Source organism: Streptomyces sp. NPDC006624, assembly GCF_040611555.1.
GTDB lineage: Bacteria > Actinomycetota > Actinomycetes > Streptomycetales > Streptomycetaceae > Streptomyces.
In genome coordinates this window covers 769,811-785,008 of record NZ_JBEXOM010000001.1, presented here as the reverse complement: position 1 = coordinate 785,008, position 15,198 = coordinate 769,811, and the positions used below count along the sequence as shown (strand labels likewise).

Genomic DNA, 15,198 nt, shown 5'->3' with positions numbered 1-15,198 from the left:
GCGGTGCCTACTTGCGCATGACCTCGGGCTCGTGGCGGCGCAGGAAGCGGGCCACGAAGAAGCCGCAGATCACACCGAGCAGGAGCAGCGCGCCCATGTCCATGGCCCAGGTCCCGGCCGTGTGCTCCCACAGCGGGTCGGTGTCGCCGGCCGTCTCGGGCGGGCTGATCTTGTTGAAGTCCAGCGTGGCGCCGGAGGCGGCGACCGCCCAGCGCGACGGCATCAGGAACGAGAACTGGTTGACGCCGATCGAGCCGTGCAGCGCGAACAGGCAGCCCGTGAAGACGACCTGGATGATCGCGAACATCACCAGCAGCGGCATGGTCTTCTCGGCGGTCTTCACCAGCGACGAGATGATCAGGCCGAACATCATGGACGTGAAGCCCAGAGCCATGATCGGGATGGAGAGCTCCACGAGGGTCGCGCCGCCGAGGACCAGGCCCTCCTCGGGGATCTCCCGGCTGGAGAAGCCGATGACGCCGACCAGCAGGCCCTGCAGCACGGTGATCATGCCGAGCACGAACACCTTCGACATCAGGTACGCCGAGCGGGACAGGCCGGTCGCGCGCTCCCGCTCGTAGATGACCCGTTCCTTGATCAGCTCGCGGACGGAGTTGGCCGCGCCCGCGAAGCAGGCGCCGACCGCGAGGATCAGCAGGACCGTGGTGGCCGTGCCGTTGGGGATGATCCGGCCGGTCTGCGGGTTGGGCGGGTTGGGCAGCAGGCCCCGGTCCGCGTCGATGAGCAGGCTGACCGCGCCGAGCACGGCCGGCAGGATCACCATCAGGGCGAGGAAGCCCTTGTCGGACGCGATGACGGAGACGTAGCGCCGCACCAGGGTGACGAACTGGGACATCCAGCCCTGCGGCTTCGGCGGCTTCATCGCCTGCATGGGCGGGATCTGTACGGACTGCGGCGCGACGGCGTCGATGTCCGCGGCGTACATCTGGTAGTGCTGCGAGCCCTTCCAGCGGCCCGCCCAGTCGTAGTCGCGGTAGTTCTCGAAGGCGGAGAAGACATCGGCCCAGGTGTCGTAGCCGAAGAAGTTCAGCGCCTCCTCCGGCGGGCCGAAGTAGGCCACCGAGCCGCCGGGCGCCATCACCAGCAGCTTGTCGCACAGGGCCAGCTCGGCCACGGAGTGCGTGACGACGAGGACCGTGCGGCCGTCGTCGGCGAGACCGCGCAGCAGCTGCATGACGTCGCGGTCCATGCCCGGGTCGAGACCGGAGGTCGGCTCGTCCAGGAAGATCAGCGACGGCTTGGTCAGCAGCTCCAGGGCCACCGAGACGCGCTTGCGCTGGCCGCCCGAGAGGGACGTGACCTTCTTGTCCTTGTGGATGTCGAGCTTGAGCTCGCGCAGCACCTCGTCGATGCGGGCCTCGCGCTCGGCGGCCGTGGTGTCCGCCGGGAAGCGCAGCTTGGCCGCGTACTTGAGGGCCTTCTTGACGGTCAGCTCCTTGTGCAGGATGTCGTCCTGCGGGACCAGACCGATGCGCTGGCGCAGCTCGGCGAACTGCTTGTAGAGGTTGCGGTTGTCGTAGAGCACCTCGCCCTGGTTGGCGGGCCGGTAGCCGGTGAGCGCCTTGAGCAGGGTGGACTTTCCGGAACCGGACGGGCCGATGACCGCGATCAGCGACTTCTCCGGGACGCCGAAGGAGACGTCCTTGAGGATCTGCTTGCCCCCGTCGACCGTGACGGTCAGGTGGCGGGCGGAGAAGGACACCTCGCCGGTGTCGACGAACTCCTCCAGCCGGTCGCCGACGATCCGGAACGTCGAGTGGCCGACGCCGACGACGTCGGTCGGGCCGAGCAGCTGCGAGCCGCCCTTGGCGATCGGCTGGCCGTTGACGTACGTGCCGTTGTGGGAGCCGAGGTCGCGGATCTCCATGCGCCCGTCGGGCGTGGCGTGGAACTCCGCGTGGTGCCGGGAGACCTGCAGGTCCGAGACGACCAGCTCGTTCTCCAGGGCACGGCCGATGCGCATCACGCGGCCCAGGGAGAACTGGTGGAAGGTGGTCGGGCTGCGGTCGCCGTAGACCGGCGGTGCCCCCGCGACACCGCCGGCGCCCTGCTGCTGCGGGATGTGCGCGGCGGCCTGCTGCGGCTGCTGCCATCCGGCCTGCGGGGCCTGCTGCTGGGGAGGCTGCCGGTCGGGAGCCTGCTGCCCCCAGCCGGGGTTCGCGCCCTGCGCCGCGTACGGCTGCTGCTGGGGCGTGGCCTGCGGCGTGGCGACCGGGGCCTCGGCGCCGGAGAGGTTCAGGCGCGGTCCGTCGGTCGCGTTGCCCAGGTGCACCGCCGAGCCGGGGCCCAGCTCCATGTGATGGATCCGGTGCCCCTGCACGAACGTGCCGTTGGTGCTGCCGTGGTCCTCGATGACCCAACTGCGGCCGTTGAAGCTGACCGTGGCGTGACGCCAGGAGACCCTGGCGTCGTCGAAGACGACGTCCCCCTGCGGATCACGTCCGAGGGTGTATGACCTGGACGGATCGAGCGTCCAGGTGCGTCCGTTTGTTTCCAGTACGAGTTCCGGCACTCCATGCCCCACTGAGTTGTCCCCCGATTTACCCCCGGCATGGGGAGTCTAGGGATGTCGAACATCGGGGGGAACTATTTCAGGAGCGGCCCCCTGACCGAAAGTCGGACCTTGTGAAGAGCGCGCGGCAACGCTTCGGCCGATCCCGTTGACGGGGTTGAAAACGGGCCGGAGAGTGGTATTTCGACGCGAGGGGGACATGCGCGGTGTTCCGCCGCGGAGCGGATCGGGGGGTCTGCCATGGGTGCTGCCACAGGTGCCGGGCCGGCGAGGGGCGGTGGGCGCGTGCCGTGGGGGGACGTGCTGCTGTCCGCCGTCGCGGCCGTGAGCTGGGCGTTGATCGCGATGGCGGGGACGGCGGCCCTGGGCCTGAGGCTGCTGGAGGCGGAAGCGGCGGGCTCGTGGGGGCCGATGACGGCGGCGGTGGTGGCGCTGGGGGCGGGGGGTTCGGTCACACCGTCCGGTGACGTCTCGGCGTTCGGCCTGTCGGGCGCGCAGGCGGAGACGGCCATCGAGATCACGCCACTCGGGGTGAGCCTGGCCGGGGCGCTGGTGCTGTCGTGGTTCTTCCTGAGGTCCTTGCGGGCGGCGGGAGTTGTGATCCCGCCGGCCGAACTCCTGGCGCGGGCGGGCGCGGTGGCCGCGTTGTTCGTGGGGATGCTGGGCGGTCTCGCCTGGGCGGGGCACGACGTCGTCACGATCGACGGCGGCTCACTGGGGCTGGACGACGTCACCGGCGGGGACGGCGGTCTGGAGGTGCCCGGCCTGGGGGACGTCGGCGGGCTGCTGCCGGACCGCCTCGGCGACCTCGTCGACGCGCGGGCGTCGGTCGGTTTCACGGTCGACACCGCGCCCACGCTGCTCGGCGGGCTCGGCTGGTCGGCGGGGGTCCTCCTCATCGCCCTGCTGGCCTCGCGCCGCACACCGCTGCCGCCCGGCTGGGAGGCCGTGCACCGGGTCGTACGGCCGGCCGTGTCCGCGGTGGTGACCGTGCTGCTGGTCGCGGTGGCGGCGGGGCTCGCGGCGGCCGGATACGCGGCGATCGGCGACGACCACCCGAAGCGCATCGCCGGGGCGGCCCTGCTGGGGGCGCCGAACGGGGTGTGGACGGGCCTGCCGATCGGCCTGTCCGTGCCGTGGGACGGCCGTGCGACGGGCGAGCTGACCCGTGTCCTGCCGGACCCGCTCGACGACCTCCTCACGCTGCGGTCCGACCAGCCGGTGACGCTCGCGCGGCTGGCCGAGCTGGACGGGCGGGTGTGGCTGCTGGGGGTCGCGGCGGGCCTGCTCCTGCTGCTGGCGGGGGTGCTGACGGCGGTGCGGACGCCGGTGGCGGCCGGGGCCCGAGCGGCCGGTGACGCGGTACGGGATTCCACCCTGCCGGGTTTCGCGGGCCGGTGCGCGCTGCGGCTGGGTGTCGTGACCGCGCTCGCCCTGCCGTCGCTGTCCTGGCTGACGGAGGTCTCCGTGACGGCGTCGCTGTCGGTGCTGGGCTTCGACGCGTTCGGGGCCGGACTCGAACTGCACGGCCACCTCGGCACGGCCCTGCTGCTGGGCGCCGTGTGGGGCGCGGCCGCCGGGGCGCTGGGCGCGTCGCTGACGTGGGCGACCGGGGCGGCCGGGCGGTTCGCGACGGGGGCGGCTCTGGCCGGGGCCGGAGGGACGGGGGTCGCGTCCGGGGGGTCCGGGAGCGGGTACGGCGGTGGGGTGGGGGGCGGGTACGGCGGTGGAGCTGGTGAGTACGGCGGCGGGATGGGGAGCAGGTACGGCGGTGGAGGGGGCAGCGGGTACGGCGGTGGGACGGGCGGGTTCGACGGTGGAGCGGGGAGCGGGCACGGCGGCGAGGCGAGGAGCGGGACCGGCGGTGGAGGGGGGAGAGGGTACGGCGTTGGGACCGCCGGGTCCGGCGGTCGAGCGGGGAGCGGGTACGGCGGCGAGGCAGGTGAGTACGGGGCGGGGGCCGGGCCGACGGGGGCCGGGGGCGGCTCCGCGGGGGCACCGGGCGACAGGGCTGGGCCGGTGGCGGGCGGGGGCCCCGGGCGGGCTCGGAGTCAGGGAGCCACGGCCGGGCAGTCCGGACCCGCGACCGGCCGGGACAGCGGGCCGGCGTCGCAGCCCGGCGGTTCGGGACCGTACGTGCCGGGTGTGCCGTACCGGCCGCCGAACCCGGCGACCAATCCGTACCTGCGGGTCCCGGACGGGCTGCGGGAACCGGAGGACGCACGGCCCGGCGGCGAGGACCGGACCCCGGACGCCCCGCCGGAGTACGGCGAGGAACGGCGGGCGTCCGCCGCCCCGGAGCCCCGGGACGCGGCACGGCGGGACGACCCGACCCGGCCGCGCCACCAGCGCGCCGCCCACGGGGAGGCCGGGGACGGCGGGGAGGCCGGGGACGGCGAAGACGGCGGAGTCGGCGACGGCGGCATCTACGCCGCCCCCACCGTCGCCCGCCCCGTCGGCCCCCCGCCCCGCGGCCCGCGGCAGTCACCCGGGCCGAGGCACGGCAACGGCCCGCCGTCCCGGCCCGACGAGTGGCCGCCGCCTCCGCCGCCCCCTCCCCCGCCGCCGCGCAGGCCCCGGGGCGGGAGGTGACCCGGGCCTCCCCGAAGCGGGGACGCGCACCTCGTGCGTTAGATTCACGCCACGGACACGACACCCACTGTTCGCTGTCCGCCAGACGGACCTCAGGGGCGGTACGCCCTGCCCGCCGGATACGGTGGAAGCACCATGAGCGCTTCGCAGACCTCGTCTTCCGACGTCCCTGCCGACGTCCCCACCCTCCTTGTGAAGATCTTCGGCAAGGACAGGCCCGGCATCACGGCCGGCCTCTTCGACACCCTCGCCGCCTACTCCGTCGACGTCGTCGACATCGAGCAGGTCGTCACCCGTGGCCGGATGGTGCTGTGCGCGCTCGTGACCGAGCCGCCGACCGGCCTCGAGGGGGATCTGCGGTCGACCGTCCACAGCTGGGCCGAGTCGATGAAGATGCAGGCGGAGATCATCTCCGGCCTCGGCGACAACCGGCCGCGCGGACTGGGCCGCTCCCTGGTCACCGTGCTCGGGCACCCGCTCACCGCGGAGGCCACGGCCGCCGTCGCCGCGCGGATCACCCGGACCGGCGGCAACATCGACCGTATCTTCCGGCTGGCCAAGTACCCCGTGACCGCGGTGGAGTTCGCCGTGTCCGGCGTGGAGACCGAGCCGCTGCGCACCGCGCTGGCGACCGACGCGGCGAAGCTCGGCATCGACGTGGCGGTCGTCGGCGCCGGGCTGTACCGGCGCGCGCAGCGCCTCGTCGTCATGGACGTCGACTCGACGCTCATCCAGGACGAGGTCATCGAGCTGTTCGCCGCGCACGCCGGATGCGAGGACAAGGTCGCCGAGGTGACGGCGGCGGCGATGCGCGGGGAGCTGGACTTCGAGCAGTCCCTGCACGCGCGCGTGGCCCTGCTGGAGGGGCTGGACGCCTCGGTCGTCGACAAGGTGCGCAGCGAGGTGCGGCTGACGCCGGGAGCCCGCACCCTGATCCGCACGCTGAAGCGGCTCGGCTACCAAGTCGGTGTCGTCTCGGGTGGGTTCACCCAGGTCACGGATGATCTGAAGGAACGGCTCGGGCTGGACTTCGCCCAGGCCAACACCCTGGAGATCGTCGACGGCCGGCTGACGGGCAGGGTCACCGGGGAGATCGTCGACCGCGCGGGCAAGGCGCGGCTGCTGCGCCGGTTCGCCGCGGAGGCGGGGGTCCCGCTGTCGCAGACGGTGGCGATCGGTGACGGCGCCAACGACCTGGACATGCTGAACGCGGCCGGTCTCGGGGTCGCCTTCAACGCCAAGCCGGTGGTGCGCGAGGCCGCGCACACGGCGGTGAACGTCCCCTTCCTGGACACCGTCCTGTACTTGCTGGGCGTCACCCGCGAAGAGGTCGAGGCAGCGGACACCGTCGACGCGCTCTGAGCGTCCCGGCCGACACGGTCAGCGGCCGACGCGGTCTGAGCGTCCCGGCAGGGCCCGGCGCGGCAGGTGCCGGGCGCTGCCGGGGAAGCGGGCGGCTCACCCGCGCGGCAGTCGGCTACTCGGCCGGGGCCCAGTAGTCCTGGAGCGTGCCCACGGCCGGCTCCAGGCTCTTCCACGGGCCGCTGAAGGACAGGACGGCGAAGGCGGCGGCCGGGAACCCGCGGCGTGCCATCCGTTCGCGGGGTTCGCCCTCCGCCGACCCGGCGAGGACCTCGGCGAGGCCCTGGATGCCGGGGTTGTGGCCGATCATGAGGACGTTCCGCGCGTCGTCGGGCGTCTCGTTGAGCACGGCGATCAGCTCGCCCGGCGAGGCCTCGTAGACCCGCTCCTCGTAGACGGTTTTCGGCCGCTGCGGGAACTCCTGGACGGCGAGCTTCCAGGTCTCCCTGGTCCGGACCGCGGTGGAGCACAGGGCCAGATCGAAGGGAATGCCGGTGTCGGCGAGCCTGCGCCCGGCCTCCGCTGCGTCTTTGCGGCCCCGGTCGGCGAGCGGACGCTCGTGATCGGTCACCTGCGGCCAGTCGGCTTTCGCATGGCGGAAGAGGACAATCCTGCGGAGTTCTGCGACGCTCATGAGATCCAGCTTCGCATGAAACACGCCACAGGGCGCAGGGAGTTGACCAGCGGATCCGGCCGTGCTCAGCGCCCGATCAGCTGCCGCAGCCACTGGAAGAGCTGCGTGACCGCGGGCTCACCGGCGGCCGCGTGGGCGTCGGAGGGGTGCACGATCAGGGCGAGCAGGGCGGTGAAGGCGAACACCGGCAGGGCCAGGGCCCACCAGGGCAGCCGGCCGTCGGCACCGGCCCGGGACGCCGGGCGGGTCCGGGTGTGCACAGGAGCCGACATGGATGCCTCCGCTCGTCGAGTGACCGGTGACCCGTCTGCCGTGGTCACGTCTCGACGCTACGGAAAGCGCGGGCGCCGCCCCATCCGGTGATCCACCCACTTGACCCTGACCCTCACCCCCTAGGGGACAGGGGGGCCAGCCCCACCATGGCCCCAGGGAGCGCTGCTCAGGGGGCCGAGACGGTCACGCCGGTGACAGCGGTGACGGCGCTGCGCCCACGGCGGTCACGGCGGTCACGGCGAGGCGATGATCGCGATGATCGCGATGACGATGAAGATCGCGAAGAAGGCGCCGAAGACGAGCAGCATCTTCTTCTGACCGTGCTGGGGGTTCGGGTCGAGCACTGGCATGGGCCCAGTGTCCCACCCGCCGGGCGCGGCGGGCGTCCCGGGGTGGCCCGGGCCGCGCGGTTACGGGGCTCAGCGGGCCGCCTCGTCCTCCACCGTGCGGTCGCGGCCCGCCAGGAAGCCGACCGCCATCTGCGGGATCATCAGGGCGGCCATCAGCGCGAGCGGCAGGCCCCAGCCGCCGCTGTGCTGGTACAGGACGCCCACCAGGAGCGGCCCCGGGATGGAGATCAGATAGCCGGTGCTCTGCGCGAAGGCCGACAGCTGGGCGACGCCGGAGCCGGTCCTGGCCCGCATGCCGACCATGGTGAGCGCGAGCGGGAAGGCGCAGTTGGCGACGCCGAGCAGCAGCGCCCAGGCCCAGGCGCCGGCGGCCGGGGCGAGGTACAGCCCGGCGTATCCGGCGAGGCCGCAGACACCCAGGGCGAGCACGATGGGGCCCTGGTGGGGAAGCCGGGTGGCCAGCCGGGGTATGACGAAGGCCAGGGGCACGCCCATGACCATGGTGAGCGCCAGCAGCAGCCCCGCGGTGCCCGCCGGGACCCCGGCGTCCCGGAAGATCTGCGCCATCCAGCCCATCGTGATGTAGGCGGCGGTGGCCTGGAGCCCGAAGAAGACGGCGAGGGCCCAGGCGGTGCGGCTACGGGTGATCCGCAGCCGCGGGGCGGCCCCGCGCGCGGGATCCGCGGCCGCGGGGGGACACGCCCCGGACGCGGTGCCCTGCGCCCCGGTCCCGGCGTCCTCCGCCCCGGTGGCCGCGCCCCGCGCCCCGGACACGGTGCCCCGCGCCGGCTCGTCCTCGGCGGTCCCCGGCTTTCCGGCCCGGTCCTGGTCCCCCGCCCCCGGCGGCGTGACGCGGCCGCGGACGAACGGCAGCCACGGCAGGATCGCCGCCACGGCGAGGCTCGCCCACAGCGCCAGGCCCGACTGCCAGCTGCCGCCGAGGGCGTCGGTCAGCGGCACGGTGACCGCGGCCGCGAGGGCGGTGCCCAGGGCCAGGGCCATCGAGTACAGGCCGGTCATGGAACCGACGCGGTCGGGGAACCAGTGCTTGACGATGACCGGCATCAGGACGTTGCTGACCGCGATGCCCATGAGCGCCAGGGCGCTGCCGGCGAGGAATCCGGCCGTGCTGCCGGCGTACGGCCGCAGCAGCAGGCCGCCGGCGATGGCGGCCATGCCGGCGCACACCACGGCGCCCGCGCCGAAGCGGCGGGCGAGCCGCGGGGCCATGACGCCGAAGACGGCGAAGCACAGCGGCGGCACGGAGGTCAGCAGTCCGGCCACGCTGCCGCTCATGCCGAGCCCGTCGCGGACCTCCTTCAGGAGGGCGCCGAGGCTGGTGATGGCGGGGCGGAGGTTCAGCGCGGACAGCACGATGCCGGCCACGAGCAGCCGCATCGTCCACGCGCGCGTGGCGGACCCGCCCGGTCCCCGGGCGTCCGGCGCGGCCGAGCTGCGGACGGTCGAGGACGTCAGAGTCCGCGTTTCCTCACTAGCCATGAGCCCCATCATAGAATCATGGGATGATTGCCTGTCCATCCCGGCCGTGCGAAGGTGAGACATGCCTCTGAGCCATCCCCGACGGTCGGCACTGTCCGAGCAGGTCATCGCCGCGCTGCGGGCCCAGATCGCCTCGGGTGAGTGGCCCGTCGGCGCCCGGATCCCGACCGAGCCGGAGCTGGTCGAGCAGCTGGGCGTCGCCCGCAACACGGTCCGTGAGGCCGTCCGGGCGCTCGCGCACAACGGGCTGCTGGACATCCGCCAGGGCTCGGGCACCTACGTGGTGGCGACGAGCGAGCTGGCCGGTGTGATGCAGCGGCGCTTCGCCGACGCCGACCCGCGGCACATCGCCGAGCTGCGCTCCACGCTGGAGTCCGCCTCGGCCCGGCTGGCCGCCGAGCGGCGCACGGAGAAGGACCTCAAGCAGCTGGACGCGCTGCTGCTGCGCCGCGAGGAGGCCTGGGCCTCGGGTGACGCGGAGGCGTTCGTGACGGCGGACGCGACCTTCCACCTCGCGGTGGTGGCGGCCTCCCACAACGACGTCATGACGGCCATGTACGCGGACCTGGGCGAGGTGCTGCGGGACTGGCTGCGCGAGGACGTCGGCGAGGAGCTGACGCCGGAGACGTACATGGAGCACGGGCGGCTGCTCGACGCGATCCGCGCGGGCGACGCGGACGAGGCGGCCGCTGAGGCCGCGCGCTACCCGTTCCTGTGCCGGACGGGCGGGGTCAGCGCACCCGCCGGTGGCTGATCCACGCCTCGCCGACCTCCTTCCAGCAGCGTCCGGTCAGGCGCACGGTCTGCGCGGGCCGCGCCTCGACCGGGGCGCTGTCGGTGTCGAGGTCCCACCAGCGGGCGCACTCGACGTGCAGGCTGACGCGGTCGATCTCCGGATAGGGGTTGTGGCAGAACGCGGTCACCCGGGAGCCGGTGACCCGGATCCGGCAGGCGGCGCCGAAGGGGTCGGCGGACGGGCGCTCGTCGGCGGGCACGCGCGCGTGGGGCAGCGCCGCGGACGCCGGGGTCATCGCGAGAGCGACGGCGAGGGACAGTGAGGCCGTTCGGCGGGACAAGCGCACAAGGGGACCTCCTCGGCCGTGCTGGGGAGGGGCTCGCGGGGTGAACGCGAACTCCAGCGTGCCCAGTTACGGCCCGGACCGCCCGGCCTGCTGAGCCGAACGGGTGACGCCCCGCTCCCCGCGCGGTGCGGGGAACGGGGCGTCGACGAGGTGAGGCGGGTCAGGCGCCGATGGCGTGCAGACCGCCGTCCACGTGGATGATCTCGCCCGTGGTCTTCGGGAACCAGTCGCTCAGCAGCGCGACGATGCCGCGGCCGGCCGGCTCGGGGTCCTTCAGGTCCCACTCCAGCGGGGCGCGGGTGTCCCACACGGAGGCCAGCTCGCCGAAGCCCGGGATGGACTTGGCGGCCATGGAGCCGATGGGGCCCGCGGAGATGAGGTTGCAGCGGATGTTCTGCTTGCCCAGGTCACGGGCCATGTAGCGGCTGGTGGCCTCCAGCGCGGCCTTGGCCGGGCCCATCCAGTCGTACTGCGGCCAGGCGTACTGCGCGTCGAAGGTGAGGCCGACGACCGAGCCGCCGTTCTGCATCAGCGGCAGGCAGGCCATGGTCAGCGACTTCAGGGAGTACGCCGAGACGTGCATGGCGGTGGCGACCGACTCGAACGGCGTGTTGAGGAAGTTGCCGCCGAGGGCGTCCTGCGGGGCGAAGCCGATGGAGTGCACGACACCGTCGAGGCCGCCGAGCTCCTCGCCGACGATGTCCGCGAGCCGCCCGAGGTGCTCGTCGTTGGTCACGTCGAGCTCGATGACCTTGGTGGGCTTCGGGAGCTTCCGGGCGATGCGCTCGGTCAGCGTGGGCCGCGGGAACGCCGTGAGGATGATCTCGGCGCCCTGCTCCTGGGCCAGCTTGGCGGCGTGGAAGGCGATGGAGGACTCCATCAGCACACCGGTGATCAGGACGCGCTTGCCCTCGAGAATTCCGCTCATGGTGATCAGTGACCCATTCCCAGTCCGCCGTCAACGGGGATGACGGCTCCAGTGATGTACGAGGCGTCGTCCGAGGCGAGGAACCGCACCGCGGCGGCGATCTCCTCCGGCTGCGCGTACCGGCCGAGCGGCACCTGCGACACGATGCCCTTGCGCTGCTCGTCGGTGAGCACCTTGGTCATGTCGGTGTCGACGAAGCCGGGCGCGACGACGTTGAAGGTGATGTTCCGCGAGCCCAGTTCCCGGGCGAGGGAGCGCGCGAAGCCGACCAGGCCGGCCTTGGAGGCGGCGTAGTTGGCCTGGCCCGCGGAGCCGAGCAGCCCGACGACCGACGAGATCAGCACGACCCGGCCCTTCTTGGCGCGCAGCATGCCGCGGTTGGCGCGCTTGACGACCCGGAAGGTGCCGGTGAGGTTCGTGTCGAGGACCGAGGTGAAGTCCTCCTCGGACATGCGCATCAGGAGCTGGTCCTTGGTGACGCCGGCGTTGGCGACGAGGACCTCGACGGGGCCGTGGGCCTCCTCGATCTCCTTGTAGGCCTGCTCCACCTGCTCCGCGTCGGTGATGTCGCACCGGACGGCCAGGAAGCCGGCGGGCGGCTCACCCGAGCGGTACGTGATGGCGACCTTGTCGCCGGCATCGGCGAAAGCACGGGCGATGGCGAGGCCGATGCCCCGGTTGCCTCCGGTGACGAGAACCGAGCGGCTCAACGGATCACCCTTTCCATAGCGTCTGGTACCCGCCCGGGCGCCTGGACGACAGGCGGCGATGACAGGCGGCTTCCTCGAAAACCTATCGGTCCGGGCAGGCCCGCGGACAATCGGGCACCGACAGTGGCGTACGGGACTCACTGTCGGGTCCCTACAGAAAGCGGCCGCCCCGGGGCCGGAAAGTCGTGGCCCGCGTGCTCCCGGGACGACATGATCGGACCAGTCACGCGGGACGGCGATCACGCCCCGCCACCAGCGCGGCGACCACGGTCACTCGACAGAAAGAGACGGCGGTGCCTCATACCATCGACGAGGCCTTCACGGCCCTTCCCCTACGCGCCCTCGCCGACGCGGCCCTCGCCCGCGCGCGGGCGCTCGGCGCCGCGCACGCGGACTTCCGGTTCGAGCGGGTGCGCGGCGCCTCCTGGCGGTTCCGGGACGCCAAGCCCGCCGGGTCCTCGGACACCACCGACCTCGGGTACGCGGTGCGCGTGGTGCACGACGGCGCCTGGGGCTTCGCCTCCGGCGTCGACCTCAGCATGGACGCCGCCGCCCGGGTCGCCGGGCAGGCGGTGGCGATGGCCAAGCTGTCCGCGCAGGTGATCAAGGCGGCCGGGTCGGACGAGCGGGTGGAGCTGGCCGACGAGCCGGTGCACGCCGACAAGACGTGGATCTCGTCCTACGAGATCGATCCGTTCACCGTGCCCGACGAGGAGAAGGCCGGGCTGATCGCGGAGTGGAGCGCGCGGCTGCTCGCGGCCGACGGGGTGGACCATGTGGACGCCTCCCTGCTGACCGTCCACGAGAACAAGTTCTACGCCGACACGGCCGGCACCGTGACCACGCAGCAGCGGGTGCGGCTGCACCCGGTGTTCAACGCGGTGTCGGTGGACGAGTCGAGCGGCGAGTTCGACTCGATGCGCACGCTCGCGCCGCCCGTGGGACGCGGCTGGGAGTACCTGCGGGGCACCGGCTGGGACTGGGAGGACGAGCTGGGGCGGATCCCGGAGCTGCTCGCCGAGAAGATGCGCGCGCCGAGCGTGGAGGCCGGCCTGTACGACTTGGTCGTCGACCCGTCCAACCTGTGGCTGACGATCCACGAGTCCATCGGGCACGCCACGGAGCTGGACCGGGCGCTGGGCTACGAGGCCGCCTACGCCGGCACCTCGTTCGCCACCTTCGACCAGCTGGGCAAGCTGCGCTACGGCTCGGAGCTGATGAACGTCACCGGCGACCGCACCGCCGAGCACGGGCTCGCCACCATCGGCTACGACGACGAGGGCGTCGCGGGTCAGTCCTGGGACCTGGTCAAGGACGGCACGCTGGTCGGCTACCAGCTGGACCGGCGGATCGCGCGGCTGACCGGCTTCGAGCGTTCCAACGGGTGCGCCTACGCCGACTCCCCCGGCCATGTGCCGGTGCAGCGCATGGCCAACGTGTCGCTGCGGCCGGACCCGGCCGGGATGTCGACCGAGGACCTGATCGGGAGCGTGGAGCGCGGCATCTACGTCGTCGGCGACCGGTCCTGGTCGATCGACATGCAGCGCTACAACTTCCAGTTCACCGGGCAGCGCTTCTACCGGATCGAGAACGGGCGGCTGGCCGGGCAGCTGCGGGACGTGGCCTACCAGGCGACGACCACCGACTTCTGGGGCTCGATGGCCGCGGTGGGCGGGCCGCAGACGTACGTCCTGGGCGGCGCCTTCAACTGCGGGAAGGCCCAGCCGGGCCAGGTCGCGGCCGTGTCGCACGGCTGCCCGTCGGCCCTGTTCAAGGGCGTCAACATCCTCAACACCACTCAGGAGGCCGGTCGATGAGCGGGCGCACCAGCAAGCCGCACGAGGTCGTCGAGCGCGCCCTCGAACTGTCCCGGGCGGACGGCTGTGTCGTCATCGCCGACGAGCAGTCCACCGCCAACCTGCGCTGGGCGGGCAACTCGCTGACCACCAACGGCGTCACGCGCGGACGCACCCTCACCGTCGTCGCCACGGTCGACGGCAACCAGGGCACGGCCTCGGGGGTCGTGTCGCGGTCCGCCGTGACCGCCGACGACCTGGAGCCGCTGGTGCGGGCCGCCGAGGCCGCCGCGCGCGGTGCCGGGCCCGCCGAGGACGCGCAGCCGCTGGTGACGGGCGTGGACCGGTCGCCGGAGTTCACCGAGGCGCCCGCCGAGACCTCCTCGGCGGTGTTCGCCGACTTCGCGCCGGCGCTCGGGGAGGCCTTCGCACGCGCGCGGGCGGGCGGCCGGGAGCTGTACGGGTTCGCCAACCACGAGCTGGTGTCGACCTACGTGGGCACCTCCACGGGCCTGAGGCTGCGGCACGACCAGCCGAACGGGACGCTGGAGCTGAACGCCAAGTCGCCCGACCGGACCCGGTCCGCGTGGGCCGGGTGCTCCACGCGGGACTTCAAGGACGTCGACCCCGCCGCCATGGACGCGGAGCTGGCCGTGCGCCTCGGGTGGGCCGAGCGTCGGGTGGAGCTGCCCGCGGGCCGGTACGAGACGCTGCTGCCGCCGACGGCCGTGGCGGACCTGCTCATCTACCAGATGTGGTCGGCGTCGGGCCGGGACGCGGCGGAGGGCCGCACGGTGTTCTCCAAGCCGGGCGGGGGCACGCGGGTCGGCGAGCGGCTGACCGAGCTGCCGCTGACCCTGCGCAGCGACCCGAACGAACCCGGCCTGGAGTCGGCACCGTTCGTGATCGCGCACTCCTCCGGCGGCGACCAGTCGGTCTTCGACAACGGGCTGCCGCTCACGGCCACCGAGTGGATGCGCCGGGGCGAGCTGCGGCACCTGACCACCAGCCGGCACAGCGCGGGGCTGACCGGGCTGCCCGTGGCGCCGGTCATCGACAACATCGTCCTGGACGGCGGCGACGACCGCTCCCTGGACGAGATGGTCGCCGCCACCGAGCGCGGGCTGCTGCTGACCTCCCTGTGGTACATCCGCGAGGTCGATCCGGCGACGCTGCTGCTGACGGGCCTGACCCGGGACGGCGTGTACCTCGTGGAGAACGGCGAGGTGACGGCCGAGGTGAACAACTTCCGCTTCAACGAGTCGCCGATCGGCGTGCTCGGCCGGGCCGCGGAGGCGGGCCGGACCGAGAAGACGCTGCCCAGGGAGTGGAGCGACTGGTTCACCAGGGCGGCGATGCCCGCGCTGCGGGTCCCCGATTTCAATATGAGCTCTGTCAGCCAGGGCGTATAACCTCGTAGGCGTTCGCAGCCGGCCCT

13 protein-coding genes are annotated in these 15,198 nt (G+C 73.0%); 5 read left to right on the top strand and 8 right to left on the bottom strand.

Going from position 1 to position 15,198, the window contains the following annotated elements:
* Positions 1-7: 7 nt before the first annotated feature.
* Entirely contained in the window at positions 8-2,533 is a 2,526-nt protein-coding gene (locus ABZY20_RS03550; protein ID WP_356435919.1) for an FHA domain-containing protein, read from the bottom strand.
* 240 nt (positions 2,534-2,773) lie between these two features.
* On the opposite strand from ABZY20_RS03550, the gene ABZY20_RS03545 reads away from it, so the two are divergent.
* Both ABZY20_RS03545 and serB read left to right on the top strand, forming a co-directional pair.
* Positions 2,774-5,125 (top strand): streptophobe family protein, encoded by a 2,352-nt coding sequence (locus tag ABZY20_RS03545; protein ID WP_356435917.1) that lies wholly within the window; start codon positions 2,774-2,776, stop codon positions 5,123-5,125.
* A gap of 135 nt (positions 5,126-5,260) precedes the next feature.
* Positions 5,261-6,487: a phosphoserine phosphatase SerB gene (serB, locus tag ABZY20_RS03540; protein WP_356435915.1), complete on the top strand. Its 1,227-nt coding sequence runs from the start codon at positions 5,261-5,263 to the stop codon at positions 6,485-6,487.
* Positions 6,488-6,602: 115 nt separating this feature from the next.
* Here the strand turns inward: serB and ABZY20_RS03535 are convergent, their stop codons facing one another.
* The 4 genes from ABZY20_RS03535 to ABZY20_RS03520 form a co-directional block, all read right to left on the bottom strand.
* Positions 6,603-7,121 (bottom strand): histidine phosphatase family protein, encoded by a 519-nt coding sequence (locus tag ABZY20_RS03535; protein WP_356435913.1) that lies wholly within the window; start codon positions 7,119-7,121, stop codon positions 6,603-6,605.
* Between the two features lie 65 nt (positions 7,122-7,186).
* Positions 7,187-7,393 carry a hypothetical protein gene (locus tag ABZY20_RS03530; RefSeq protein ID WP_356435911.1) on the bottom strand — a complete coding sequence of 69 codons (207 nt, stop codon included), beginning with the start codon at positions 7,391-7,393 and terminating at the stop codon, positions 7,187-7,189.
* Positions 7,394-7,627: 234 nt separating this feature from the next.
* Positions 7,628-7,744: an SGM_5486 family transporter-associated protein gene (locus ABZY20_RS03525; RefSeq protein ID WP_356435909.1), complete on the bottom strand. Its 117-nt coding sequence runs from the start codon at positions 7,742-7,744 to the stop codon at positions 7,628-7,630.
* Between the two features lie 69 nt (positions 7,745-7,813).
* Positions 7,814-9,256, bottom strand: coding sequence for a CynX/NimT family MFS transporter (locus ABZY20_RS03520; RefSeq protein ID WP_356435907.1), 1,443 nt, complete (start codon positions 9,254-9,256; stop codon positions 7,814-7,816).
* A gap of 49 nt (positions 9,257-9,305) precedes the next feature.
* Between ABZY20_RS03520 and ABZY20_RS03515 the strand changes: the two genes are divergently transcribed.
* A complete protein-coding gene (locus ABZY20_RS03515; RefSeq protein WP_356435904.1) occupies positions 9,306-9,998 on the top strand; it encodes a FadR/GntR family transcriptional regulator in 693 nt (230 codons plus the stop codon).
* Here the strand turns inward: ABZY20_RS03515 and ABZY20_RS03510 are convergent.
* The 3 genes from ABZY20_RS03510 to fabG all read right to left on the bottom strand — a co-directional run bounded on the left by ABZY20_RS03510 (position 9,976) and on the right by fabG (position 11,964).
* On the bottom strand, positions 9,976-10,326 hold the full coding sequence (locus tag ABZY20_RS03510; RefSeq protein ID WP_356435902.1) for a hypothetical protein: 351 nt from the start codon (positions 10,324-10,326) through the stop codon (positions 9,976-9,978). The two genes, ABZY20_RS03515 and ABZY20_RS03510, sit on opposite strands and share 23 nt — an antisense overlap.
* Before the next feature lie 160 nt (positions 10,327-10,486).
* Positions 10,487-11,254 (bottom strand): enoyl-ACP reductase FabI, encoded by a 768-nt coding sequence (gene fabI, locus ABZY20_RS03505; protein WP_356435900.1) that lies wholly within the window; start codon positions 11,252-11,254, stop codon positions 10,487-10,489.
* Positions 11,255-11,259: 5 nt separating this feature from the next.
* Positions 11,260-11,964 carry a 3-oxoacyl-[acyl-carrier-protein] reductase gene (fabG, locus tag ABZY20_RS03500; RefSeq protein ID WP_356435898.1) on the bottom strand — a complete coding sequence of 235 codons (705 nt, stop codon included), beginning with the start codon at positions 11,962-11,964 and terminating at the stop codon, positions 11,260-11,262.
* A 293-nt stretch (positions 11,965-12,257) separates the two neighbouring features.
* On the opposite strand from fabG, the gene ABZY20_RS03495 reads away from it, so the two are divergent.
* Together ABZY20_RS03495 and ABZY20_RS03490 are read left to right on the top strand one after the other, a co-directional pair.
* Positions 12,258-13,781 carry a TldD/PmbA family protein gene (locus ABZY20_RS03495; RefSeq protein ID WP_356435896.1) on the top strand — a complete coding sequence of 508 codons (1,524 nt, stop codon included), beginning with the start codon at positions 12,258-12,260 and terminating at the stop codon, positions 13,779-13,781.
* Positions 13,778-15,172 carry a metallopeptidase TldD-related protein gene (locus tag ABZY20_RS03490; RefSeq protein WP_356435893.1) on the top strand — a complete coding sequence of 465 codons (1,395 nt, stop codon included), beginning with the start codon at positions 13,778-13,780 and terminating at the stop codon, positions 15,170-15,172. The genes ABZY20_RS03495 and ABZY20_RS03490 overlap by 4 nt, the downstream gene beginning before the upstream one ends.
* Positions 15,173-15,198: the final 26 nt, after the last annotated feature.